Annotated in this window: 1 protein-coding gene; it reads left to right on the top strand. The window is 74.1% G+C overall.

What is annotated here, in order from left to right:
• Window positions 1–243 precede the first annotated feature (243 nt).
• Complete coding sequence (locus tag PV341_RS45135; protein WP_500361061.1) at window positions 244–642, top strand: VOC family protein; 399 nt, start codon at window positions 244–246, stop codon at window positions 640–642.
• Window positions 643–837: the final 195 nt, after the last annotated feature.

The raw sequence follows: 837 nt of genomic DNA on the forward strand, positions 1-837 counted from the left end.
TCCCGGAGCCGTCCGAGACCCCCGGCCCGGACCGCCGCACCGGCTCCCCCGATCCGCGCCGCGCAGCCTCCTCCGCCCGCCAGACCGACTCCGTCTCGGCCACACCGCTCGGCCGTGCCACGGACGACCCCCCGGCCCGCCCCCGCGGCTGACCGGCTCCGCCGCGCAAGACGCGTGAGGCGGGGGCGGTGCGTGTCCGATTCGTTCAAGACGGGCCGGGCGGCGCGACCCTACGGTTGCGGCATGACCCTTCGTTTCGATGTCGTCGAGATCGTCGTGGCCGACATGGCCGCCTCGCTGGCCTTCTACCGCAGGCTGGGGCTGGAGATCCCCGCCGGGGTGGAGGCGGACCCGCATGTGGAGGTGGCGCTGCCCGGGGGGCTGCGGATGGCGTGGGACACCGTGGAGACCGTCCGGTCGTTCGACTCCTCCTGGGCGCCGCCGCAGGGCGGTCACCGCATGGCGCTGGCCTTCACCTGCGACGGGCCGAAGGAGGTGGACGCGACGTTCGCCGAGCTGACCGGGGCCGGGTACGCGGGGCACCTGAAGCCCTTCGACGCGCCCTGGGGGATGCGGTACGCCGTGGTCCTGGACCCGGACGGGAACCCGGTCGACCTCTTCGCGGCGCTGCCGCAGGGCTAGGTCGTGTCGTCACATGAGCTCCCCCAGCTCCGCTGGGAGGTGCCCCCAGGTGCGGTGCACTCGCAAGGCGGAGAGCCGTCCTCGTAGTGGGCTGCCCGGACGATTCGACAACGCAGCGTGGGGGCACCTCCGGCCGAAGGCTGGGGGAGTGCCGCACCAGGCGTCGCCGAGCAGGCGGGCATTTGACGACACGGC

Origin of the sequence: Streptomyces sp. PA03-1a (assembly GCF_033792805.1) — a bacterium.
Taxonomy (GTDB): Bacteria; Actinomycetota; Actinomycetes; order Streptomycetales; family Streptomycetaceae; genus Actinacidiphila.

What these genes read in the sequence shown, in the direction of transcription:
- PV341_RS45135 (WP_500361061.1), top strand. Translation starts at nt 244, where the DNA reads ATGACCCTTCGTTTCGATGTCGTCGAGATCGTCGTGGCCGACATGGCC.